At 64.1% G+C, this 22,462-nt stretch carries 15 protein-coding genes and 4 pseudogenes; 12 read left to right on the forward strand and 7 right to left on the reverse strand.

Translation table 11 applies throughout. The features are described 5' to 3' along the window. Positions 1–4: 4 nt before the first annotated feature. The 4 genes from ACHAAJ_RS06315 to ACHAAJ_RS06330 form a co-directional block, all read right to left on the reverse strand. Positions 5–2,806, reverse strand: coding sequence for a Z1 domain-containing protein (locus ACHAAJ_RS06315; protein ID WP_435727145.1), 2,802 nt, complete (start codon positions 2,804–2,806; stop codon positions 5–7). Positions 2,807–2,809: 3 nt separating this feature from the next. Continuing rightward, complete coding sequence (locus ACHAAJ_RS06320) at positions 2,810–4,696, reverse strand: GmrSD restriction endonuclease domain-containing protein (protein WP_435727146.1); 1,887 nt, start codon at positions 4,694–4,696, stop codon at positions 2,810–2,812. Further along, positions 4,693–6,081 (reverse strand): DNA cytosine methyltransferase, encoded by a 1,389-nt coding sequence (locus ACHAAJ_RS06325; protein WP_435727147.1) that lies wholly within the window; start codon positions 6,079–6,081, stop codon positions 4,693–4,695. Before ACHAAJ_RS06325 ends, ACHAAJ_RS06320 begins: the two co-directional genes overlap by 4 nt. 1,729 nt (positions 6,082–7,810) lie before the next feature. Further along, positions 7,811–7,957, reverse strand: coding sequence for a hypothetical protein (locus ACHAAJ_RS06330; RefSeq protein WP_435727148.1), 147 nt, complete (start codon positions 7,955–7,957; stop codon positions 7,811–7,813). 124 nt (positions 7,958–8,081) lie between these two features. Between ACHAAJ_RS06330 and ACHAAJ_RS06335 the strand changes: the two genes are divergently transcribed. From ACHAAJ_RS06335 to ACHAAJ_RS06360, 6 genes are all read left to right on the forward strand, one after another. Continuing rightward, a complete protein-coding gene (locus ACHAAJ_RS06335; protein ID WP_435727149.1) occupies positions 8,082–8,498 on the forward strand; it encodes a hypothetical protein in 417 nt (138 codons plus the stop codon). A gap of 334 nt (positions 8,499–8,832) precedes the next feature. Next, entirely contained in the window at positions 8,833–8,964 is a 132-nt protein-coding gene (locus ACHAAJ_RS06340; RefSeq protein ID WP_435727150.1) for a hypothetical protein, read from the forward strand. Between the two features lie 824 nt (positions 8,965–9,788). After that, positions 9,789–10,253 carry a hypothetical protein gene (locus ACHAAJ_RS06345; RefSeq protein ID WP_435727151.1) on the forward strand — a complete coding sequence of 155 codons (465 nt, stop codon included), beginning with the start codon at positions 9,789–9,791 and terminating at the stop codon, positions 10,251–10,253. Positions 10,254–10,617: 364 nt separating this feature from the next. Then, the gene (locus tag ACHAAJ_RS06350) at positions 10,618–11,103 is read left to right on the forward strand and encodes a GNAT family N-acetyltransferase (protein WP_435727152.1); all 486 of its coding nucleotides are present in this window, start codon (positions 10,618–10,620) and stop codon (positions 11,101–11,103) included. Between the two features lie 15 nt (positions 11,104–11,118). Next, positions 11,119–12,405, forward strand: coding sequence for a hypothetical protein (locus ACHAAJ_RS06355; RefSeq protein ID WP_435727153.1), 1,287 nt, complete (start codon positions 11,119–11,121; stop codon positions 12,403–12,405). Positions 12,406–12,693: 288 nt separating this feature from the next. After that, positions 12,694–12,936 (forward strand): hypothetical protein, encoded by a 243-nt coding sequence (locus ACHAAJ_RS06360; RefSeq protein ID WP_435727154.1) that lies wholly within the window; start codon positions 12,694–12,696, stop codon positions 12,934–12,936. Positions 12,937–13,717: 781 nt separating this feature from the next. Here the strand turns inward: ACHAAJ_RS06360 and ACHAAJ_RS06365 are convergent. The 3 genes and pseudogenes from ACHAAJ_RS06365 to ACHAAJ_RS06375 all read right to left on the reverse strand — a co-directional run bounded on the left by ACHAAJ_RS06365 (position 13,718) and on the right by ACHAAJ_RS06375 (position 15,553). Next, positions 13,718–13,891, reverse strand: a complete 174-nt coding sequence (locus ACHAAJ_RS06365) for a hypothetical protein (protein WP_435727155.1) — start codon at positions 13,889–13,891, stop codon at positions 13,718–13,720. 128 nt (positions 13,892–14,019) lie between these two features. After that, a pseudogene (locus tag ACHAAJ_RS06370) lies at positions 14,020–14,121 on the reverse strand (thioredoxin domain-containing protein); the annotation flags it as partial. A 199-nt stretch (positions 14,122–14,320) separates the two neighbouring features. Further along, entirely contained in the window at positions 14,321–15,553 is a 1,233-nt protein-coding gene (locus ACHAAJ_RS06375; protein WP_435727168.1) for an IS256 family transposase, read from the reverse strand. A 152-nt stretch (positions 15,554–15,705) separates the two neighbouring features. Here ACHAAJ_RS06375 and ACHAAJ_RS06380 point away from each other — a divergent pair, with 152 nt between their 5' ends. The 6 genes and pseudogenes from ACHAAJ_RS06380 to ACHAAJ_RS06405 form a co-directional block, all read left to right on the forward strand. After that, positions 15,706–16,923 carry a hypothetical protein gene (locus tag ACHAAJ_RS06380; RefSeq protein ID WP_435727156.1) on the forward strand — a complete coding sequence of 406 codons (1,218 nt, stop codon included), beginning with the start codon at positions 15,706–15,708 and terminating at the stop codon, positions 16,921–16,923. A 77-nt stretch (positions 16,924–17,000) separates the two neighbouring features. After that, positions 17,001–18,278 carry an SNIPE associated domain-containing protein gene (locus tag ACHAAJ_RS06385; protein ID WP_435727157.1) on the forward strand — a complete coding sequence of 426 codons (1,278 nt, stop codon included), beginning with the start codon at positions 17,001–17,003 and terminating at the stop codon, positions 18,276–18,278. Between the two features lie 91 nt (positions 18,279–18,369). Beyond that, positions 18,370–18,975 carry a DUF6308 family protein gene (locus ACHAAJ_RS06390; protein ID WP_435727158.1) on the forward strand — a complete coding sequence of 202 codons (606 nt, stop codon included), beginning with the start codon at positions 18,370–18,372 and terminating at the stop codon, positions 18,973–18,975. A gap of 38 nt (positions 18,976–19,013) precedes the next feature. Next, a pseudogene (locus tag ACHAAJ_RS06395) lies at positions 19,014–19,285 on the forward strand (amino acid permease C-terminal domain-containing protein); the annotation flags it as partial. A 364-nt stretch (positions 19,286–19,649) separates the two neighbouring features. Further along, a pseudogene (locus ACHAAJ_RS06400) lies at positions 19,650–20,987 on the forward strand (APC family permease). 131 nt (positions 20,988–21,118) lie between these two features. Then, positions 21,119–21,305: pseudogene (locus tag ACHAAJ_RS06405) on the forward strand (transposase); the annotation flags it as partial. Between the last annotated feature and the right edge of the window lie 1,157 nt (positions 21,306–22,462).

A 22,462-nucleotide genomic window follows, 5' to 3' on the forward strand; every position in this document is an offset into this window, starting at 1 on the left:
CTTCTCAGTTCAAAAGGACGCCGGCGCGTGTGGCGGCGAACTGCTCGGGTCCGCCAGCTGGGATGCAGAGAGCGACCGCGATGGCGGGGTGGGGCTGGCCTTTGTGCTGATTGATGTAGATCAAGATCTGGCCGTCGGAGCCAGCGGGCCGCCAGGCGGAGTCCGCCCGTACCGAGGGCAACGGATCGTTGCGGTGGTAGTAGTCGAAGTAAAGATCGCTGCGGTACTGGCCGGGACCTGCCGTCGGGTCACTGGCCCCCCAAGTGGTGGTGAGTTCACCGGCCTCCACGTTCTTAGTCGTGGCCCTGACCGTGAAGGCCAAGTGCGACAGGGGTCCACTGTTGACGGTCTGACCGTCCCCGAAGCGGATCCCGACCCAAAAGCGGGGTTGCAGGGCCCGCTTCTGCTGAAGGTCGGACATGGACCACAACCGCCCGGGATCGCCGGTGACGAACAGTCCTCGGACCGGGCGGCTCAAGCTGGCTGCCCAGAGACGGAGGTAGGCGGCGATCGCGTAGGGGCAGTGACGCCGCGTCGGATCGCCCTGGCGTCCTGACACCGGGGGCCTGTAGAGGCCCGGATTCGTCACGGGACCCTTCGCGGCCACGCGGACCTCGATCTGTGCCCAATGGGTGGAGATGGGGCTTTCAGTCCCCGGGGCGTAGGCGTCGTATTTCAGCTGGTCCAGCCAGTCGGCCGCCTCAAGAAGACCCAGCGGCTGATCGAGGATTTGGCCGCGCACCGTTCCTCCCGCGATGAGTGGTGACGAAGGACGTGGTTTGAAGAGATCCGCCACGAGTTGCGCGTTGGGGTCTGGTCGGCCCCCGCTGTTAAGGACAGTGAGGAATGGGCGGGCGCCCGGCGAGAGAGGATAGTTACGCGTACTGGTGATCTTTCCCGTCGCGGCGAAGTTGTGCCCCTGCAGCACCGCGGGTTCGGGCGCGCCACCCATCATGCGCTCGATGATGGCGCTGCGAATCGCCTCATCCGTGTCGTGGTAAGCGCTGAAGAGGCTGAGTTGGTCGGACGAGGCGAAGACGCGGCACAGTTCGACGTAGGAGCCCCGGTAGCCGAACCAACGCTGCATCTGCATCTGGGTGTCCGCCAGCGGGGTACTGGCAGATCGCTGGAACAATGCAGTGGTCATCCCCTCGAGGGTGAGACCGCGCGCCATGACGTTGCCGGATACGAAGATCGTGCACAGGTCCCGAGGGGCATTCCACTGGCTTGACTCGGGGTCGAGAGTCGCGCGGTAGGACGGACGGTCGTCAGCGATCGGATCGCTGTTGACGACCGAGACCCGAGTGCCGGGGATGATCTCGTCGGCCAGAAGTTCCTTCAGTGTCGGCCAGTCCGGGAACTGCCTCGGGTGGACGATGTTGAACTCGGTCTCGATCGCCCGGGCCGAGTCCTTGTATCGGTCGAGCCACACCTCCCACGACGCGGCGTGGGTGGTGAGCGTGGCAATCAACTGAGATGGCAGGCTCGCCCCTCCCTCATCGAGCAACCGACGAGCGCTGCGCCTGTCGGGAACACCGGCCCACACGAGGAGGTCCTCGGCCGCGTGGAAGTGATCCTGGATGTTCGCCGACGGGTGGAAGAGCATCGAGTGCGGCGCCATGACTGTTGCTTCGGCTTCCTCGGCACCATCGAACGTCATGGTGGTCGCCGTCGCCGGGCCGACGCGCCGGGATCGGTGAAGGCGAATGGCGCCCGCCACTAGGAACGCTCGCACCGCTTCGGCCCGGTCGTCGTTGGGATCATTGGTCGCAGGCCGGCACAGACCTGCCAGTCTGCCGCGGCGGTAGAAGGTCTCGCCCCCGGTGTAGAAGGCTGGCATCCCTGCTGGTTCCGGGTACGTCGACGAGCGAGGTGCATCAAGGTTGCGGGGGTCGGCTGTGTCGACCATGTGGCCTATGTCGAGGGGGGTTCTCAGCGAGACCAAAAAATCCCTGGGTGCGAGAGGGTTGTGGTCCTCTTGCAGGAGGTTGGCCTGAGGCGTGGCCGTGTAGGCGATGTATGTGGCGAAGAGGTTCTTGGGTGAGCCCTTGGGCGGGTCCCAGAGGTTGGCGATGGCACGCGGAATTTGCTTGAGGTTTCCGTACACTTGGTCTTGGCCCGACTCCGCGACCGCGTCAAGGATCGACCCGTCGTCGGCCTCGTCATCCAAGACCATCATGTGGACCGGACGGTCGAGTTCGCTGACCGCGTTGAATACGGACCTACGGAGGCTATCGCTGAGCGCACGCAGATGGTGCGTCTGCTTCATAGCCACGATGATGATCGGCTGCCGCTGCGCTAGGCGCTGCTTTACGGTGGCCGGCATCAAGTGGTACATGCGGTCCAACGAATGGGTGCCCTCGGAGAGGACCATCCCTGCGGCTGGGCAGAGAAGCCGTCTTGAGCGTTTGACGGAGTTGTCCGTGCCTGAGTCAAGCTGCTCGACCAGACGACCATAAGTCTGCCGCCAAAGGGATAGCCGGGTGCCACCCAGGACGATCACCATATCGACGCCATGATCCATGGCCAGCGCGGAGACACCGAGCATCGAGGCGGTCTTGCCGGACTGGACCGACCCCATTACCAGCCCGGTCCGAACGCGGTTGTCCGGCCATGAAAGCGGCTCAGGATCTCCGTCGCCGAGGACGCCGCGCTCAAGGACGTAGCGACTGTCGGCCTCGATGGAAGCTTTGGCGGTAGGGCTCAAGCCGTAGAGTTGTGCTTCGTAGCGAGACCACCATGTGTCCGCCGGAGCCAGGTCGGGCGGATTGAAGTAGATGCGTTCGGTGGGCGGAGGCGTGGGCATGTGTTACTGCTCATCCCCCGAAAGGATCATCCGTTCCAGCGAGTCGTAGCCCGATGATCCGAAGCGATCCCGGACGGCAGCGGACGCCTGGCTAGGGTCGAGGTCGAGGAGTTCGATCACTCCCTTGGCGATGCGCGCGATGTAACTCCACTGGGTCTTGGTTTGGGCCTTGTCGATGCGCTTCCAATCGGCTTTACTCGCCTCCCACATTCCGTCGGCGTTCTTCGCGATGCGGTCCTCGATGTCGTCGGGAGACGCGGCGAGCGCGAATGCGATGCCGACCAATGAGCCCACGAGTTGGAGTTCCTGCCACTTAGCCCCCCTGCCATCATCCATGAACGCTTCCGACCATAGTTCGGGGTGGCGGCCGTGCAGATCGACAGCCCTGATCAACCACTCGAAGAGATCGGCGAGGATCTTCTTATTGCGCAGCGGGTCTGTCTCATCCTTTTGGACCCTGGTGAGCAACTCGTCGATGTGTCGAGCCGTGGTCTTGAGTTTCTCACCGCCGGTGTCAAGTAGGAGCAGCGACAGGATCCAGGAGACGACCTTCGTCCGGCGATAGCGAGTGACGCCGAAGCCATAGCCCCTGAGAGCCTCCCCGAGGCCCCCGAGGCCAGGGACGTCCACGAGCGAGGGGGCAATGTCCTTGATCTCGATACGCGGATCTGTGTCGCCGGCCGCGAGCAGTATCGCAGGCGTCAGTTCGATCTCGTGGAACGCTGCGTTGCGGATTTCTTCCGCGTTCAAGTGCACACCCTGCTTGTTGTAGAGCTTGAAGACGTCATGGATCTGTCTGGGGTCGGCCTGCGTGTAGAGGATGACAGGCACCTTGTAAGCGACTGTCTTGGTAAAGAGCTTCTTGACCGTCATCCCCGCCCCAGCGACGTTGATCACGTTTTCGATGATCTGCGTATAGTACTTGCCTCGCAGGGGCTCTAACTCAGGGCCATTGAGGCCACCGCTGCCGTTGTTGCGCAGCTTGAAGGGGAAGTAGTACTCGTTCTCCAGCGCCGCGGTGAGGGTCTCACCCTCCAAGGTCTTCCACGCCTTGCGGAACTTGAAGTAGTCCTCTGAGAAGTTCTTGAGCAGGTCCTTGCCAGGGTGTCTGGAGTCCGCCTCCCGCACCTTCTCCACGGCGGCGGGGTGTGTACCCACGAATCGCAACAGCGCGGTTAGTCGCTGCTTGCCATCGACGACTTCCTGAGGGTCGGACGCGCCGATCTCACGAAGGATGATGGACGGGAGGGGTATGCCGCGAAGAACCGATTCGATCAGGGCCTGGCGGTCGGCAGTGGTCCAAACGTCACCTCGCTGGTACGAAGGCGTAAGGTTCAAATCGGAGTCCGTAAGCTGGATGATCGGCCACACCTCGGCAGTTGCGATGACTGGTTCGGTGCTGAGTTGTTGTGCCCCGGGATCGGACTCCTCCCAGGCCGTCGACCATTTGCTCGTCGCCGCCGCGCGGGTAGCGCCTTCCGACTCCAAGTCCTCGGCGAAGGACTGCTGCAGCCGGCATGCTAGTTCTATGCGCTGGTTGAGCCGTTCGAGTGCCAAAGGCGTTAACTCACTCGGGGAGGTCGTCGTGTCGATCGCTTCAGCAGTATCCAGTTCGAGACTGGAGACGAGGCTGCCGAGGAAGTCTTCGCGGCCGGAGTTGGGCAACTGCTCAGCAAGGTTAAGCCAACCCTGGACCTCCGCGAGCTGTGACATCCATGAGTCAGGGGACATGTCGATGTCATCGCTGCTGATCGACATAGATGCCGCGGTAACACCCGACGGCGCATCCGTGACCTCGGACAAGGTCGAGATACCAGTAGCGATGCTCTCCCACAACTGCGTGCGGGGGTCTTCCACGTCGATCTCATGAGCGACAAGGTTCTCGGTCACGCGACGGCTCCCAGGGGTTCGTGGTCGATGTTGGCGGACGCGGGCGAGTCGCCCAGTCCATTCAGGAGGCTGCTCGCAATGGCTTTGACGACACGGGCGTTCACAGCGTTCCCAAGGGCCTTGTAGGCAGCGAGGTCGGAGGCAGGAAGCTGGATACCACCGAGGCTCTGGAGTTCGGCGCACTCGGCGGGTGTCATGTAGCGCCGCTGGCCGGTCAAGTTGGCCCCGAGGATCGGCACCTGCGTCTGTGTGAACGCGATCAGGCTGGGAGCGGTAGTCGGCCGCTTGACGCGGATGCCGGAGGCGCGCACCTGCAGTACGAAGTTATCGATGTCACGCTCCTCTCCCTGGGCATTCCACTCCAACTTCTGAAAACTGGAGTGGAATTCCCACGGACGCCATTCTCTGAGCCACGGTTCAATCCAGTCCACGTTGTCTTCATAGAACTTGCGGTTCTGACGAATAAAGCCGCGCTTCCAGTTCGGGAACTGGACGTCACTCTCCCGACGAGCGTGGCTTGGGATGAGGGCCTGTTGAGTGGGGATGGTGAGGCCATCGAGCTTGAAGCCGAAGCTGCCGCTAACGTGCATTCCGCTGAAGCCGCGCTTCGAGCGACGAGTCCAGACGCCTGCAGGCGTCTCGTCCTCGTATGGATAGGTGGCGCCGAACTCCATCGACCAGATTGGGAACGACGGCATCTTGAGGTCAGCCGGCGTCCGCCTCAGGAAGTCGCCCCACATGTCGATGGCGTTCAACGTGCCCGCGGGAATCGGACGACTGGAAGGCACGTCGTGGCGCAGCACAGAGGTGATGTCGGTGGGATCTTTATGCTTGGCGGGCCACTCGAACCCATCCAGTCCGTCGAGCGACCCCACGAAGTAGGCGCGGTCCCGGATCTGGGGGATGCCGAACTCGTGCGGCGAGAAATGCTCGATGTCGACCTCATAGCCCAACTCCTGCAGCATTGCAATGATCGTCCTCTTGGTGCGCCCCCCGTCGTGGTTCAGGATGTTGGGGACGTTCTCGAGGATGAACCTGCGGGGCCGCTTGACCCGGAGGATCCGGTGCACAGCGAAGAAGAGGTTCCCCTGGGCGGTGTCAGCGAAACCCATCTGATCGCCGGCCTTGGAGAAGGGTTGACACGGAAACCCTGCGGTCAGCACCTCATGGTCGGGGACCTCCCGTGCCACGTCTTCGTCGGATCCCAGGTCGTTGATGTCGCTCCACGGCCGGATGCCGAAGTTGTCCCGGTAGAGGGCGTTCAGGTTCGGCTCCCACTCGGCAGCGAACACACCCTGGCCGCCCAGCTCATCGAGAGCGACATGAAACCCACCGAGCCCAGCGAAGAGGTCGATAAACCGGAAGTTTCCGCTGCTTGTTCCCACTATCCCAGTCTCCGTCCGCTGCCCGGCAAGTCACGGACAAATCCTTGTCGTGCATCGTGCCAACTCACATTGTGCCAACTGAGACCGACATAATGCGTATGCGAAACGCCGCGCGCGCGTCGAATTGGCAGGGCCCGGGGTACTTTTTCGTCACCAGACGTTAGCCCATGACGGAACCCGACCACGTTCGGCAGCCGAAAACCTTACGTTCGCGATAGCGACTTTCAAAGTATATGAGCAAGGACTTGGCACCAGGCTCGCGGGGCACGACGCTGAACTACCACCTATCCAGTGTATAAAGCTGTCATTGGGCCAGTCGTTTACAGCCTCGGGAGTCGGCCTGCCCCACACCTCGTCTAAGGCACCCCTCAACTGCGCGGCCAGAATGTTGCGGCGCACATGTAGAGCCAATTCTCTTCGAGCCTCCGGATCCCTCCGTAGCTTCCCACCTGTCGTTCTCAACGTATCGAAGGGTGACGGCAGCTTCGGCGGTGTCGTCGGCTGTGCCAGTCTCACTGCCGCTTCCGGCGTCTCTCGTCCCCGGTGCTCATTCATGGAGACTCGAAGTTGGGCCACACGTATATGGGAGCTTATCCGAGGCGGCATACGACTTCGATCCAGCGGTCGGGCCCAGCGCCACGCGTCCAAGAGCCCCGGTGGCGGATGCCTCGATACGCCAAGCCTGCGGCGAAGTACTTGACCTGCGTGAGCCAGCGGGCGACGTCCGTCTGCAGCAAGTCTTCGCTGTCAGCCCATTCTTAGAATGATCGGACCGGCGCCATCCAAAGGGCGACGGTTTTCTGACTTCGAAGGAACCTTGTTCCGTTTCGCGACCTGGACTCGCGTCGACGCCTGGCCCAGCATCCGCGCCGCGCTCGACCAGTGCGCGGACTCTTCGTAACGGGCTCACCCGCGGATCTCTGGTCGATGGCGAACCTGAACGAGAGACACCTGCAATAGCCGAGGTTCTCGGTGGGCATCTGCTACGGCGCTGGCGCGCATGTCGGCAGCGGTCCGCTCGCAAACCTGGGATTCCATATCTTTGCAACGATGAAACGGGTCGGGGCTAACGGGGAACTCGAGACGGAATGGGGAGCCAACGACCCGCACGCTGGCACGCATGATTACCGCGGGGACGCGTTCTTCGACTACTACCATCGGGAAGAGCAAGTCCCAAGAGTGACCAGTGGAACTCCTTGGCGCCTTCCGGGATCGCATGGCCAAATTCTCTTCAACGTGAACCAGTTGCCGGGGCAGGCGCACCCAGCCCTGGCGGCGGGCGAATGCATTCCAGCGGGCGGGCCCGAACAGTTCGCGGCGACCCGTGCCGGATAGCGCATCACAGATTGACGGGGAGGTGCAACGATGACCAGCTACGAGTCTCTCCTCGGACTAGTCGCTGATTTGCCAAGTGCTGCTTCGGTCAGCTTGCGGGACATCCGGTGGATGACCGAGGCTCGGGTGGTTGGCGTGGCAAGAAGCCATGAAGGCCGGGTCGAGGTGTTCCTTAGCGGTGCCGAGCTGGCAGCCACATCCAAAACGGTCAGGGATGGTATCAAGTTTCGCGCATGGCACCGCGATAACGCGCCGTCGTTGGACGCAAACAGGCTTCTGCTCCCCGCACATGACCACTTCGACCAAGTCACGGCCTTCATCTGTACTGAGTTGCTGCGCAATTGCGGATGTGGAGCTCAGACAGGCATTCGCCAAAACCGAGCCAATAGTCGAGCTAGCCCTCGAGCGGCTGCGCATGTCGAACGAGGTACTCATCGGACTCGCCGGAGAGGTGCTCGTACTCGATGCCCTGTGCCGCCATGCCGCCGAAGGCCAAGTGGCACAGGGCGTCGAGTCGTGGAAAGGCTGGAAAAATCGTCACGTAACTTCGTCTTGAGGACCGCAGGAATCGAAGTAAAGACCACGACTAGGAACATCTCGTCTCACCGCGTCCAAGGGGTCCATCAAGTCGAGCCCACGACGGCGCAGACGGAGGGCGGCGCGAGGTGCGCCTCTACCTCGTGAGCCTCGGCCTGCAGCCTGCTGACCCTGGCGGCGATTCCTCCTCTATCCCGCGACTCGTCAATCGAGTCATCGAACGCATGGAAGCGGCCTCGTGTGGCGGACACGTGGATAATTTCCTCTCTCGCCTTTCCGAGTCCGGCGCTGAATCGGGCGACGGTTACGACCACAACACGATGTACGAAGACTCTTTGTACATCACATCCTTCCTGACAGCCTCCTTCCGTGCTTACGACATGTCCGACGAGGCAGTCGAGGTTCTGCGACGGGAGGACGTCGTGGTCCGGCATCATGTAGACGTCAGTTCCGTGCGATTCCGCGTGGACTTGCCGGTGGCCGCAAGCATCAGCAATCCTGTCTCGGGGGCAAACCAGGTAGTGCAGACGATTCTGACTGCGTAGCCACCGCCACGGGACTGAGGTAATTAAGAACGGTGGCCGACCAACGCGCCATCGTGGTGGTCCGCTGGTCGCGCAATACCCCCTTCCAGGGCTGCGGTGCCGCAGGGATGCCAGACTTCAAATGTAATCGGTGCAGAGAGCGCCTGGCCAAGGCCGTCCAGGGACAGGGGGCGAGCCTGACCAGTCTGCCGAAACAGACGGCGCGCAACGCACGGCGCTCAGGGACAGCAAGCCTGGCTAGCCAAGCAGCCGGGACCGCTTTGGGACGTCGGTACTTCGGTGTCCTAGGCGAACAGGAGATTCGGTATTCTAGACGAACAGGAGAGAGGCTGCGATGGAACCGGGCAACATCTACGAACTCCTCCGGGCGATCGAGCAGACGGTCGGCTCGGAACTCTCCCACGCAGAATTAGTTGAATTTGTAGATGCTGCCGAGCCGCCCGGCGAGGCAACCCAAGGCAAGTAGACCAGCGCCTGATCCGCAAGGGGGCGCGGCAGCGCCATCATCCGCACATGCGGAATGACGTGTACTTAATCCTAACGATTTCGCGGGTCGCGGCTGATGAGCAAAGCAGCCGACAGCATGGAGCCGGCGGTCGCCGACGGGCCGCGCCCGCTGGCCCATTCCGGAATGGGCAGGCGGAGTCGGAAGCAAGCCAAGATGGCATCGGAGCCGTTGTCGCCGCGCCGCAGAGGCACCGCGAACGACCGGGATGCTCCCCGATACCGATCAGCCTCACCCATCGCCGGGCGCATGCCCTACTCGGCAAGGGGACTCGTGATGCGAACCTCCACGGCGCCGCGCACCAGACGGACCCCTTCGCTCGCAACATGAAGACACTTTTCAGCATGGCGATGCCGACCCACCGAAGAAGGGAATAGGGAGACTGGGCAGGGTGACGAGGTAGGTGGCAAGGAACGTCCCGGCGCACACCCGGGACCCACCCCACCTGCCGGCCCGAAGCATCACCACGGGGGGCGGCAGATGGGCGCCAAGTAGTCCGCGCGCCGTGGGACGGAACGTCGTGCACCAGCGCAACGAAAACCATTCCCGTTCCTCAACCCCGAACATGGGCTCAAGGTACGCGGGCACTCGATGAGGAACTCCCACCGTCTCCCACCGACGTCACAGCCTACGGGCTCCTGCAGCCCCTGACCCGGGATCATCTCTAGCCATCCTCATGTAACTATTGGAGGATTCTCGGCTGATCTCATTTGGTGGAATCTACAGTCCTCCCACCACATGGTTGTACTCAGACACTTTCCGACGAGCACCAGGAGACTCTTGAAATGAGGATCTACTACTTCCATGGCGGCACCCCCACCTTGAATGAGGGAGAGCAGATTGTGCCGACCTCGCAATCTGGTGCGCGGTCAACGAATCTGGAGTCGCAGCTGGAGTTGGGGGCTAATCAGATTGCCCAGAGAACCGACAAGGTCTATTTGACGACCGATCTGGAGCTTGCGCAGGTCTACGCCGGCCTGTGGACTGCGGAAGGAGCGGACCAAGCCGGAGGCGGCTCCGTCTATCAGGTCGAGGTACGAGACGGCAGCATGGAATCAGATCAAGACCTGCTTTCCAGTGCAGGCGTGTCATATCAAGCGGACTCTGCAGTAGTTATTGCGGTATGGAATCGGTCCGTCGCCTTCAAGAAAGAAAAGTTCGCGAAAAAACTCAAAAAAGTTTTGTCCGAGCATGAGCGTGCAAAGGCTGCGAAGACAGCTAAGGGTGAACGGGCCGCCGAGATCGAGTAGAGGATCAAATTTCTACTCGATCGCTGGAGTCATGGTTGGTCCGTCGCTACATGGACCGCTCTGTCTGGCCGGCGTGATTTTCATACCCGCGTCCGTTCGAATTGAACGCAGCGGACGGATGCATAGTAACGAGCGGGGGCCCACGCACTGGAACCTTAGGCAGCATCGCATTGCTACACGACGTCCGCGACTGGACAGCGGTTTGTCATGACCCGCCGTACGGAAGGGATGGAAGGGCACCGGCAAGATCTACACCCGCATGTCTAGCTTCACCGACATGTGGCTACGCTGTCGCGTCAAGCCCACCCTGCCAAGAGGCCCGGACACCCCGCGATGGCCGGGTCTTTTGAGTAGGATCGATCCCGTGAATATACGCCTCGCCACCCACCACGATGCACCACAGCTCGCGGAACTGCTCAAACCCTGGACCGAGCACCGAGCAGAATCCGAGCGGTACGCCCGCCGTCGGGGACCGACCGGTCCGGGTACCCACGTCGCCGAGCGCGACGGAGCCATCGTCGGGTGGCTGAACGGCAGTCATGTCAACAAAAATGCCGACCAAATGGCGGACTATAAGGACCGTGCGGACTGGAGGTGCTCCGTGCTGGCCGCGATGTACGTCAGCGTCGACCACCAGAAAGACGGTGCTGGCACAGCACTCGTGGAAGCCTTCCTTGCGGAGAGCGAGGACACAGGGAACACCATGGCCTACGTCCACCCAGATGCCAGCGTCGGCGCGGATCTAGAGCGGCTGCGGGGCTTCTACGCGAACCTCGGCTTTTCGGTGCGGCAGCCCGAGGGCCGCACCAGAATGGAGCACTGGCCGATGGCTAGGGACATCGAGGGATGACACTACGATCAAGGCATGGAGCATCAGATACCGAAGCAACTCCAGGCGACGGCGAAGCGAAAGCCGTTCCCGCCTCAGGGATACAAGGAGCTGTGCGAGCTCTCCCTCCAAGAACGGGAACCGGCCCGGCGAGCGGAGCTCGATCGGCTGAGCGGGCGCGTCAATCTCGACGTCCCACCCACGCCTGACGGACCCCTCCCCCCGAAGCAGGGACGCCTCCCCCTCGTGCCGGCGAGGGATGCTGTCGGAGGTGAAGTGGCGGTGGTTCGTGGCGCATGGGTCGCGAAATACAACCCGACGAGAGCGCAAGAAGAGGCACAGCTTCCCGCCGCGGACCGCACCGTGGTTGCCTCCGACGTCTGGCAGGACTTCGAGTGGGCCAACCCCTCCCGAGCCATCACGGATCCCTGGATCAACAGCAAGCTCATGCGCGGATCCAAGGAAGAACTCGAGAAAGCGAATCCAGGCGATCTCGTGTTCGTAATGCGCACCGACCACCTCGACCAGGACGTGCACCAGCTCGCCCGCCGGACCGTCGTCGGACTGTGGTGGATCGAGTCGATAAACAGTTGGACCGAGGACGACGCGAACGGGAACGCCAAGGAGTACACGGAAGCTGCCGGGTTCCCTGTCCGGCGTTTCGACTTTCCCGTTCCGGTTGTCGAGACGGGCCAGATGGACGGCGACTTCGAACGGATCAACGCACTGCGCGACCGCCGGCGGCGACCCTTCATCGAGCTGGACCCGGCCGAGGCGCTGCACATGGCCCGGGCCTGCGGCCTCCCCGCCAGCGTGCTGTCGGAGACCGACCCCGACCAACTCGCACCCATGTGCGCTGGACTGAAGCTGGGCCCGCCGTGGGAGGTGCAAAAGCGCATCCTTGACGGGGCAAAGGCAGTCGATCACCGCAACAAGGTCGAGGCCAACGCGCGCAACGCGGCCGTCAAGGCGTTGCGCCGGGAAGGGTTCGGCGTGGTGTCCACCGAGGACGAGAGGGGCGCGAACGGCCCCGGAGCCGACCTGTGGGGCTGCTGCTATGAGGCCGACGGATCCGTGTCGGAAATCCGTGTCGAGGTGAAAGGGACGGGCACGCCGCACCCTTGGGGCGTGGCCTTGACCCGCTATGAGCGGGAGGCAGCCGTGCGGGACTCGGGGGTGGGCAAGTGGTGGATGCTCATCGTGACGCACGCCCGCCGGCCGGACCACAAGGAGCACTGGCTCACCAGTGAAGAGGCCGTGCGGAAATTCAGTATTCAGGATCAACAGGGCAGGTGGGTTGCCGATCCCTCGGTGACACTCTGACATGAGCCGCGCCCAAGGCAGCAGCGCCGCTTCCTGGAGCGTGGACCGAATGGCGCACAATACACCCCCGTGGTGACGGAGGTATCGGGCCCCGGCGTTGTCGGTGGCGACTGCGCCCACGTACAGGTAATCGGGGCTGCGGCGGGTTAATGGTGGCGGAGACGATCATGGTGCTCCTCGCCGCGCCGCTAGCGAACTGCGCACGCCCCGGCCCCTCCCCCAAGCCGCTCCGCCTCGTGCACCGCTCCGCGCGGCTTCAGCCGGGAAAGGAGGGACATCTCGCCCCTCATGACGCCACATCGCACCGTCAAAATCGCCACCACGACCGGCGTCGCCTACTACGTCAACAGCATCCGCAAGACCGCCGGCACCCACACCTACACCGGGACGGGAACCGTCACCGCGAAGGCATCCACGAGCTCCTACATGCTCGCCGGAACCGTGTCCTGGAAGTTCGACAACCGCAACGCCGTCACCCCCACCCCCCGGATCGTCCAGATGGGCGAATCGTCCAATCCGGGCAGGCGGTGATGTTGATTCACGAACACCCGCAACATGCCGTGCCAGCGTTTCCAAGCAGCACCGATCGTTCCCCTCTCGTGGCGCGGCAGAGAGGGCTCGGTGTGTATTTTTAGGCACGCATCCCACAGCAACGGGTTGTCTTCCATCCGCTGCTCCAAGTACTTGGTCACCGCACGAGTGGTGCTGTGGCACAACCGGGCGATCTGCTGCGGGTCAACACCCTTCCGGTACATCAGCATTCACTCATCGCGCGGCTCGACCGTTCCACCGCCGATGCTCGCCATGAATGCGCCTGCCTTCGCAAGGCTCTCCTGCTTTTCTGCGATAAACCTCCCGGACACGGGCTGAGGCACAGGGCTTGGCCGTTTCTTGTGGACAGATGGCCATGTTCATGCACGACACTGAGGAGATGCAGGTTTTCGACAGACTCGATAGAGCCGATCCTCGGCCCGCTAGACACTCAGAGAGTACGTTCGAGTTCCTGAACCGTGTGCACAGGTCAAGGTTTCCGCGCGAGGGACGGATTCTGGGTTGGTGACAACGGTTGGCGCCGGGATCACGTCTCGGGTGTGCTGTGGATAAACCAACTGCAGCCCGAGTCGGTTTCATTCCGCGTCCCGGTTCTTTGGCTACACCCAAACGAGCAGAAAATTACCGAACTCCCCACCATATGGGAACGAGCTATCATGCAAGACGACAACATACAACACGCCATCGCCTCCATCCGGCCGAATGAACTGTTCGGCTTGACCTCTCCGTGGCCGCAAGGGGAGGCGTTCCCCCGGAATCACTAGCTGGAAGTCGATGAATGGCGGACGCAGCGTTGCATGAAAGCGATGACGATTTCGCTTTGGGTTCCCTGCAGGGCGGCGTAGGCCTTGAACTCGTTGGCGAGGTCCTCGGGGACGTCGAAGTTCATGCGCTTCAACGGCTGGGCGGATGCTGCAGGCTTCTTGGCGGTCATGCCGTGGCGTCCTGCCGGGCGTGATCGATCGCGGTCTGGATGTGGACGGGGTTCAGGCCAGACCAGTGGAAGTCGTCGTCCACCACCACGACGGGTGCCTGGGAGTAGCCGAGATCTTCGGTGATGTACTACATGGCGGCGGGGGTCTTGGTGAGGTCCACCTCGGTGAACGCGGTGCCGGCCGTGGCGAACTTCTCGGCGGTCTTGCGGCATCCAAAGCATCCTGGCTTCGAGTAGACGAAAAGGCAGGAATTCCATCACTCATGTGCCGTGGGATCGCTTGGTTCTTGGAGTAGGTCGCGGCGCGCCCATGCGCGGCGGTATTTGTTCCAGCCGGTTGATAATGTGGAGTACATCCTACTGAAAGGCAGTTGGGCCTGTCAAGTTTGCTGTGTAAGGGGCTGGTCGGTTATCCGGTCTGCCGGGTGGTCAGATCGGGAGTCTGTTGGGGAATTGGATGGCGAATGCGTTGAGTGCTTGGTGCCACCCGGCCGTGCCGGTTCCGAGCTCTCCGCCCCTGATCGTTTCGATGTTGCGGATCCCCAGGTAGACCAATTTGATCGCGGCCTCGTCGGAGGGGAACGAGCCTCTGGTTTTCGTGATTTTGCGCAGTTGGTAGTTGATCGATTCGATCTGGTTGGTGGTGTAGATGACCTTGCGGATCCCGGGGGTGAACGCCAGGAACGGGGTGAAGTCCTCCCACGCGTTCCGCCACGCTAGCACCGCACCGGGGGCCTTGGTGCCCCAGGCCTCGGCGAAGTGCTCCATGGCCAGCTGGGCTGCCTCCACGGTCGCTGCGGTGTAGATCGGGCGCATGTCCCTGGCCATCGTTTTACGGTCCTTGTAGGACGCGTACTTCATGGCCGTACGCAACAGGTGGACCACGCAGGTCTGGACCACGGTTTCGGGGTAGACGCTGTTGACCGCGGTCGGCAATCCGCTCAGCCCGTCGCAGCACAGTATGAGGATGTCGCGGGTCCCGCGGTTGCGGATTTCGGTCAGGACGTTCGCCCAGAACTTCGCCCCCTCCGAGGCCCCGAGCCAGAGTCCCAGGACCTGCTTGCGACCCTCCAGATCAACGCCCACGGCCACGTGGCAGGCCTTGTTGACCACGACGCCGCCGTCCCGGATCTTCAGCCAGATGGCGTCGATATAGACGATCGGATAGACCTCCTCCAAGGGCCGGGACTGCCAGTGGGAGATCTCGTCGGCGATGACGTCGGTGACGCGGGAGATCGTCGCGGCCGAGACGCGCGATCCGTAGATCTCCTCCAGATGGGAACCGATATCGCGGGTGCTCATCCCCCGGGCGTAGAGGGACAGGACCATGTCCTCGACCTTGCCGAGCCGGCGGGCCCCCTTAGGGACGATGACCGGCTCGAAGGAGCTGTTCCGGTCCCGCGGCACGGTGATCTGCAAGGGACCCTGCAGGGTCTGCACGCTCTTGGTGGTCTTCCCGTTGCGGGAGTTACCCGTCCCGGCTCCAGCGGGGTCCCCGGACTCGTAGCCGAGATGGTCGCTGAGCTCGGTCTCCAAAGACCGTTCCAGGACCGCCTTGGTCATCCGGGATAGCAGCTCCTCGACACCGTGCCTGCCCTCACCGAGGTCCTCGGCGGCGCTCACCAACGCGTCGATCTGATCGGCGCTCAAAACGCCATCCAACGGGTTCTCAATCATGGTGTTCTTGGCCAAAACGGGCCGTCCTTTCACAGGGTAAAACCTCAGGTCACACCCCAGTTAGAGACCGAACCCTTACACAGACAATGAAACACCCTCAGGCAGTTGTGGCGCGTCGACGAGGTTTCCTGGCAGAGATGCAGCACCAGAACAGGCTGGCCGAGCAACGCCAGCGTGCCGCCACGCGGGAACGCGAAGCCGCGATCCGGCGCAGCGAGCAGGCCCAGCGGGCCGAAGAACGCGCCATGCTTGCAGCGACCCGCGCCTCCGAAGCCGACCGCAAGCGCCTGGAGAAGGAGGCCGCCGCCGCGCACGTGGCCGCCCGACAGGCCGAGGTCGAGGAGCTCAACGCCGAACTCGCCGCCACCTACGACAGCGTCGACACCCTTCTCGAAGCGACCCTGGACGTCGACGACTACGTTGACCTCAAGGACCTCCGCAAGACCGTCGAGCATCCGCCGTTCGCCCGCGCGGACCTGCGGAACCCCGTTCCGGCACCCATGGTCCTTCCCGACCCAGAGCCTCCCGTCTTCCAACCCCCGGCCGCGCCCACCGGGATCTTCGGCCGGAAGAAGAAGCTCGCCGAGGCCCAAGCGCAGTCCGAGGCGGAGTACGAGCACGCCCACGCCGCCTGGGCACACGAGATGCAACAGCTCCCCGGCCGGCGCCAACAGCTCGCCGAGCGGCACGCCGCCCAAGAGCAGGCGCGCCAACAAGCGCTCAAGGTCGAGGTCGACCGCTACAAGGACGAGTGCGCTCGGCGCGAGCAGGAAACCGCGGACCACAACGCTTCGCTCGAGCAGTTCATGACGAATCTCAGCTACGGGGCGGTCGACGCCGTGCAGGAGTACATCGGCATCGTCCTGGCGAACTCCGTGTACCCCGACGGGTTCGCCGTGGAGCACGAGGCCCAGTTCGATCCGGAGAACGCCGAACTCGCCCTGCGGGTCCTGATCCCTGGACCCGACACGATCCCCGCGGTCAAGTCCTACCGCTACGTCAAGGCCAGCGACGAGATCACGCCCGTCGCCCTGTCCCAAAAGGACGCGAAGGACCGCTACGCGGGCATCGTCCACCAGGTGGCCCTGCGGACCCTGCACGAGGTCTTCGAAGCCGACCGCCGCGGACTCGTCCAGAGCATCGCCCTCGAAGTCGGCACCGAGACCGTAAACCCGGCCACCGGCCGGGAAACCTACATCCCGCTGGCAGCCGTGGGAGCCCCCCGCGACACGTTCTCCGAACTCGACCTCTCCGCCGTCGTCCCGGCCGCCACGCTGGAACACCTCGGTGCCGCCGTCTCGAAGAACCCGCTGGGACTGGTTCCGGCCAACGCCACCGGCGTCCGCCGCTCCTGATGGCGACCCCCGGACAAGCCCTGGTGTTCAACCCGCCTCCGGGCTGGCCGCAGCCACCCCGGGGCTGGCGGCCTCCCGTGGGGTGGACCCCGGACCCCGCCTGGCCCGACCCGCCGGATGGCTGGCTGCTGTGGTTGCCGCCCGAGGGCTCCGAACCCGCCGAAGCCGCACCCGATTCGGCACCCTCCGTGCCCGCCCGTCCGAGCACCCCGCCCGAGTCCGCGAGAATCGCGCTGCTGGAGGCGGAGAACGCCGCGCTGCGGCAGCGGCTGTCCGAGACCAGCGCCCCCACCGGGGACTATGTCGAACTCGACGACGCGCGGGTGCTGCAAGAGGTCGGGATCTACCGCTACCACCACCCGCTGGAGAACGCCGCGTCGTTCCGGGACCGCCTCGATGAGATCGAGGCGCGGATCGCCGAGCTCGTGAAGCTCGGCGGAGCGATCGTGAAGTCCAACCTCTTCACCTTCGACAATTCGCTGGCCAAGGGCCGCCGGATGTCAGACGATCTGGCCAAGCTCATGCTCCGCGCCTACAACGCCGAGGCCGACAACAGCATCAGGTCGCTGAAGGTCGGGAACGTCGTGACCGCCAAACGCCGCCTCGAAGCCTCCCGGACCGCCATCGCGAAGCTCGGCGCCATGATGGAAATGCGCATCAGCGACGACTTCCACCACCTGCGCAACGAAGAGATCGAACTCACCGCCGACTGGCTGATGAAGAAGCAGGAGGAGAAGGAAGCCGAACGCGAAGAGCGGGCCCGGCTGCGCGAGGAACGCCGTGTCGAACGCGAACTGGCCGAGGAACGCGCCCGGCTCGACAAGGAACGCAACCACATCCTCAACGCGCTGAACGCGCTGCGCGCCGCGGGTCAGGCCGACAGCGACCTCGAGCAGCGCCTGGCGAGCATCGACGACGCGATCACGCAGAACGACTTCCGGGCCGCCAATATCCGCGCCGGCTACATCTACGTGATCTCCAACCGGGGGGCCTTCGGCGAGGACGTCGTCAAGATCGGCCTCACCCGCCGACTCGAGCCCACCGACCGCGTGACAGAACTCGGCGGAGCATCCGTGCCGTTCCGCTTCGACATCCACACCCTGTTCTTCTCCGAGGACGCCGTCACGCTCGAGAACGAGCTCCACAAACACTTCGCCACCCGGCGACTCAACCAGGCCAATTCCCGCAAGGAGTTCTTCTTCGCCACCCCTGCCGAGGTGCGCGAAGTCCTGCTGGAGAAGGTGGGGAACCTGCTGGAGTTCAACGAGGACGCCGCGGCAACGGAGTACCTGCAATCGCTCAACCAGTGGCCGGCGCGACCGGGACTGGGCCAAACGGCCGGAATCCAGGGCTAACCGGATTCAAGTCTGCGCATGCTTCGGCCCGCGCCGCGCCAACAACGGACAGTCCCGGCTGGGACGCCGCGACCTACGAGGGGAACCAGGCATGGCATCGAGTGGTTTGGCATCGCTGCAGCGCGACGCGCGCGACAAGTTGGACCGTTACACGTCCACAACCGGTGGCTACGCGTTCAACACCTACGACGTCCAGGGCGCTGTCGATGCCCCACTGGCTCCGTCCGACGTTCTGATGGCCAACCTCTTGAGCCTGCAGCTCAGCGCGCGGGACGTCATCCCCCTTTTCACCGACGACGGCGGGGCCGCACAGCGGCTTCGCGCGTCCTTGGACCAGGCATTGGTCGCTCTGCGGGATGCTCGGCCGTTCGAGTCCTACGGGGATTACGCCTCGCTGGAGGCAGCCACCGGCAGTCTTGCCTCCGCGAACACGGCCGCCATCCCGGTCAAATGGTGGACTGCCGTGACCGTGTCCAAGGTCCTCCACCGGCGTCGGCCGCACATCGTTCCCCTGATCGACTCCCGAGTCCACCGATTTTACGGAACTAGGCGTCCGGAGGCGCTCCGAAAGGCGCTGTGGGAAGACATCCGGGACAACACGTCCTGGATGGCCGATCTCGCCTCCACCAAGACCACGCCTGACGGGCGGCCCCTCTCCCTCTTGCGTCTGGCGGACATTCTGATCTGGATGCCCTGAACACACGCATCGACGACCCCTGCCCCACGCTGTGCCCCGTGGCCGACCTGACCAACATCGGCATCCTTGCCGCCTTCGTCGTCGTCTGTCTCGCCGTGATCATCTTCCGCTACACGAAGCCCGACGCCCCGCGGACCTTCCGCCTCCCGCTAATGCCGTCCCGGCGTTCGGCGTGCTGGCCTCCGGGTTCCTCATGCTCCAGCTGGACTGGGAGACCTGGGTCCGCTTCGGGGTCTGGCTCATCATCGGCCTGGCCGTCTACTTCTTCTATGGCCGCAACCACTCCCTCCTGAACCCGGACAGCCCCCGCCCGCCACCGCGGGCATGCCCCACCCGCGCCGGCCGAACGCTAGGACCGACCGCTCCCCTCCCCCCCCCGGCCGGGCCCCCGGTGCCCGGCCTCTGGATGGCCGGGCCGGCCCGGAGTAGGGGCGCCCCGTGATCCGACGGTGGATCGGCGGATCGCATCCGGCCACGCGCAACGCAGAGGTCGCGTCGCCGAGGGGTTGCCGGCCTCGGACGCCGGCCCCGCGGGAGCTCCGCCGACACGGCGGCGCTCCCGTCCCCACCCACCTCGGAACGACCGCGCACTCCGGCACGAATCCCGGTCAGGGGAACCGGATTATGTCCGCCCAGTCATTGCGCAGAGGCGGCAAACGGACTCCAAGAGTGCAATGACCGAAGATCCCGGCACGACCGAATCAGGTCCACAAGGTGGACTGAGGAGGGCGATCGGAGCGCCGCTGCTGTTCGCGTTCATCGTGGGCGACACCCTCGGTGCCGGCATCTACACCCTCGTGGGCACCATGGCCGCCGACGTCGGTGGCGCGCTCTGGATACCCCTGCTGATCGCATTAGTCGTGGCGCTGCTCACCGCCGGGACATACGCGGAGCTCATCACCAAGTACCCGCACGCCGGAGGAGCCGCACGATACGTCGACCGGGCCTTTGGCATCCCGTATCTGTCATTCCTCGTGGGCTTCCTGATGATGGCCTCGGGCATCACCACGGCCGCTGCCTTCGCGAATGCCTTCGCGGGCGACTACATGACAGCCCTCATCGATGTCCCGGCCGCTCCCGCAGCGGTGGTGTTCATCATCTTGCTGACGTTGATCAACCTCCGCGGCGTGCGAGAATCCCTCACCGCGAACCTCGTCGCATCCATTATCGAGGTCACCGGTCTCGTGCTCGTCATCGTCGTCGCCGCCATTGTGCTCACCAGCGGCAACGGGGAACCATCCCGGCTCCTCGAGTTCGCGCCGGACGTCCCGCCACTCCAGGGCGCCTTCGCCGCATCGATCGTCGCCTTTTTCTCCTTCCTGGGCTTCGAGGCGGCCGCCAACATGGCCGAGGAAGTACGCAACCCCTCCAAGGCCTACCCCCGCGCCCTCTTCGGAGCCATCGCCACGGCGGCGGTCGTCTATCTCCTCATCGCCCTCGGCGCAGTCATTGTCCTGCCCCCGGCCGAACTCGCCGAATCCACCGGCCCGCTGCTCGACGTCGTCGAGGCCAGCGGTGTGGGAATCCCCCCCCGGACTATTCAGTCTGATCGCCCTGGTCGCCATTGCGAACGGTGCCCTCCTGTTCATGGTCATGGCCAGCCGGGTCGGCTACGGACTGGCCGAAGCAGAACTCCTCCCCAGCGCCTTTGGTCGCGTGCTGCCGGGACGCCGCACTCCGTGGGTCTCCATCGTCGTCGTCGCCGCATTGACGATCCTTCTCGCCCTCACCGGAAATGTCTCCACACTGGCCGAGACCACCGTGCTACTCCTGCTCCTGGTATTCCTCTCGGCCAACGTCAGCGTCCTCGTCCTCAAAAAGGACAAAGTCGACCACCCCCACTTCACGGCCCCCGGATCGTACCGATCCTCGCGATCATCGCCAGCATCGCACTCCTCACGCAACAGACCGGGATCATCTGGCTCGGCGCCGCGGCCTACATGGTGGTCGGGTCCGTGCTGTTCCTCGCCGCTCGCGCCGGACGCAAACGCGAAGCACGCGCCCCACGCTAGAGGGCGCTTGGGCGAGGGGTCGCGGGCAGCGGGTGCCGACGCTGCGGGGACGCCGACGACATGGCGGCGCCCAAGTCTCCGGCCAGCCTGGCACCACGGCACGGACGCCGAGGGAACTGCCCTGGTCCAGCAGCCGCGAGATCCGCCGCCGGGCCGACGCGGCGGGCATCTTCCCCCAGCGGGCAGCGATCGTCAGGTTGGTCGGGCGGTGCTGGCCGAACAGACCGATGAGAGGGCGGAGGGTCGCCGCTACCTCGGCTCGGGCTCCTGGCCCGCTGCCGGCTCAACCCCGTAGACGACACCGGCAACACAGTGGACACCAACCAGCACTCGAACCCGGCGCCCAACCCATCCACCGAGGGAACCGACCACTACGCCGCCACGGGGAACCTGCACCTCACTAGCAGCATCGAGACATGCCTTAGAGAAGTTCAGCGGCCTCTTCATCCGCGAGCTCGAGCTCTTGACCGTTATCGCCCAGCCAGTAGTAGGCCCGTTGCCCAGCAGCAGGGTGAGTGCGCTTGACGACCGTGTACGTCGCGCCGTTCTGGATCTACCAGTTCGCCGGACTTCGTCGCGGACGTCCCGTTCGGTGCGGCGAGGCGTTCGGTGGTCGTACGGCCTCTACGCGGATCAGTACCCCGCGTCGACGCCGCGCTCCGGGTCCTGGCGAGCGATAAGGGGCTGGCGTGCCGCCTCCGGCCCCCGGGTGCCGCGGTCCCTGGCGGCGCGTTCTCGGCGGGCGAAGTCCGCCAGCGTCGGGGCGCGGCCGGTCCCGGCACGAACATCGTCGGGAAGCGGGCGTTTCGATTGAATCCCGCGTCTTCCGATGGTGTGCGGTCGCCGTGCCCGGGCGTGATGGCGTTGCTCGTGGATCGCTCGTTCGCTGACCCGCGCCCCGACGGGACCACTGCCGCGCCACATGCACGGCGAGCGAGCACATCACTATGAGCTGATCGGGTCACAGTCGAGGGTCGGCTGATCGACGGGCAAGAAAAGGGATCGGCTCCGGCCGGTCCCTTTTCTCGTTCCAAGGGTGCACCGGACAAACCGGAATCCGGAAGCCAGTCCCCAGCGCCGCGGCCCCCGCTCGCGTCGACACCGGGGCCCGCACCACCGCGGCCCGCGCGGTCCTGCTCGTTGGGTTCGCTGGAATGGAACTGGTCTGGCCCGCACGCCGGACGGCGGTCTGTTCCACGCAACTGTCGCTGTTCCACGGACAGTCCCGCCGTTCCAGAGCCTTGGAACACCCGGAACACCCCTACATCCTCGGAATTCCCGGCATTTTCCTCAGACATATCTATCTGTTCCATTGTTCCAAGAGATAGATAGGGCGGTCTGTTCGTCGACACATACATTTTTGTGTGCGGCTACGAACCCAGGGCCCCTCCCTCTCTCGGCGGGGAACAGCCGGAACAGGCGCCACGACACCCCTACAGCCCCGGAACTCCGGGGCTTTCCCTGTTCCAAGGACC

It is taken from the genome of Arthrobacter arnarulunnguaqae (genome assembly GCF_051262515.1).
Taxonomy (GTDB): domain Bacteria; phylum Actinomycetota; class Actinomycetes; order Actinomycetales; family Micrococcaceae; genus Arthrobacter_N.